General features: G+C 44.5%; 1 protein-coding gene. It reads right to left on the bottom strand.

Annotation, left to right across the window (positions count from 1 at the left end; all coding sequences use genetic code 11):
- The coding region (locus A3729_RS14055) for an Hpt domain-containing protein (RefSeq protein WP_197475851.1) at window positions 1–2422 on the bottom strand (2422 nt) is incomplete at both ends.

Below are 2422 nucleotides of genomic sequence, written 5' to 3'. Positions count from 1 at the left end.
CTCCAAATACTCGGCAGCAGCAGAAAGAATATCCTTGCTTTCGTCTATAAATAAGGGAAGTAGGTCTGCTTCAAGATCATCTTCATCTATGGTTGTAGGCGCACTGACTTCAATGCTTTCAGGCTCTTCAACCGGTGTTTCAACAGGGCTTTTGATTTCAAGTTCTTCTGGCTCAGAAGTCTCTACTGGTGAGCCAGTGGTGACTTGCTTGATCTTATTGAGAAGTTCATCTGCGCCATTGATAGCTGAACCTTGTTGAACCGCTTCAACCATATTAGCTAAGGCATCATGACAGCTTAAGCAAAGAGCCGTCATGTCTTGTGTCGCATCAAGCTGCTTATTAACAATAGACTCGAATAAGGTTTCCAGTTCGTGTGCAAGATCACCAATAGGGTTGATTTCGGCCATTCGAGCACCGCCTTTAAGGGTGTGCAATTCACGCTGTAGCTCGCCAACAACCTCGATATTAAAGACGTCGGATTCCCATTGGTGCAATAGTTCGCCAGAACTGTCGATTATTTCTTGGGCTTCTTCTAAAAATATCTCGGCTAATTCCGGATCCAAGTCTAATAAGACCTGGCTAGGACTTGTCGTTTGTGATTCAGAGGGCTGTTCATTTTCTGGAGCGATATCTTCTTCAACAAGTGGGGTGTTAACACGCAAATCATCAACAATTGAAGTGATATTCGTGACCAGCTCATCTTGAGGCTGGCAAGGTTGCAAAGCCTGGATAGACTTAAGCATTGCTTCTAGAGCCTGCGAAGACTCTTCAAGTAGCGATAACATCAGGCTGGAGGCATCAGCTTTGTAATCGATTAGTTTTTCAAATAGTTTCTCAAGGATATCACTTAAATCGCCAACCGCTTCGAAGCCTGCCAAACGTGCACCACCTTTGAGTGTATGCATGTCTCGTTGTAATTGCAGGATAACGTGTTCATTACCTGGTTGTTGTTTAAGTTTGTCTAGTGCAGGGTTGATTCCATTGACTAGCTCATTAGCTTCCTCGAGGAATATTTCAGCCAAATCGGCATCCATAATGGCTTCATCGTCGAGTTCAACGCTTGCTTCTTCCTCCACTTCATCTGTGGTAGCGGAGTAGGTAGGTAATACGTCATCCAACTCTTTCTCTAGCTGGTCGAGCTTCTCGTTTAAGCTATCTTCTTGAGTTGATACACTTTGACTTTCTACCGGACTATCTTCAATAACATGGCTATGGTCAGCAATATGTTCGCGTAATTCCGCAAGCAGCTTGTTATCAAGGTTTAGAGTTAAACCCGCTGCTAGTTGATCCATCATATCGATCAATGCTTCGTGACCACGTTTGATATCATTAACAAAAACCGGGCTAGGTCTATCATTTTCGATATCAATACTGCCGTAGCAGCTTTCCAGGCATTCACAGAGTTCTGCAATGTTTTCAAGCCCGGCAACCTTGGCGCCTCGGTGGAGTGTTTTTACTTCGCCGTAAAGTTTAGTTAGCTCGTTAACGGATACAGGGCTGTGTTCCCATTGGTTAAGAATACTTTCAGCATCCAGCAATATATCCAGACCTTCGGTGAGGAAGATATTGATAATCTGCGGATCTTGTGAGGCTTCTTCAAGCGACTGGAGTTCATCACTTTGTGCGCTAAATACTTTGGACTGGAGTGATTTAAGGCCAGAGAGAAACTCATCCGTACCTGAAAGTTGCCCATCGGGATTGTTATCAAGTTGTGAGATGCCTTGTTGAATAAAATGCATAGCATCCGATAACATCGAGGCTATATCTTGATCAGCCTGAATGTTATTAGCACGTGCTTCCTTGATAAATTGTTCAACGGGTACTGCGATCTCCGCAATCGGTCTTATATTAGCTGTGTTTGCACTGCCTTTGAGTGTATGAAGCGCTCTAGATAAATCATCATCAATATCGATACTGTCATTCGCTGCACGATCAACAAATTCTAGGACAGTTGCGACATGAGAAGTGGCCTCGTTTCTGAATATATCGAGTAGCGTATCGTCGATTCCAACTGTACCTTGTTCTGCGCTCGGAGCCTCTGTCGCACCACTTGCTGCGGATGTTTCTTGCGAGGATCGTTGTAAGCTACCTAGAGGCTTAACAAAATCACCGGCAACCAAGGCTGCAGCGTGATTCTCAACGCGCTTTAGATCAAAGTCTGGGCGTTGTCTTTTTTCAAAGCACTCAATTAGTTTGGGAATATTATCGACGACTAATTGGATAAGCTCGGCAATGCTTTCATTCATCATTACCGAACCATCAATAATGCGGTTCAGAAGATTTTCGATTGCCCAAGCGGCTTCGCCAATGATGTTGGCGTTAACCATTCGTCCGCTGCCTTTCAGGGTATGGAAGGCTCGACGAAGCTCGGTTAGTGAATCCTGGTCGTCATGAGCAGCCAGATAGGTTGGCAAGTGAGTA

Source organism: Oleiphilus sp. HI0043 (assembly GCF_001634935.1).
This window is presented reverse-complemented; position numbering and strand designations above follow the sequence as displayed.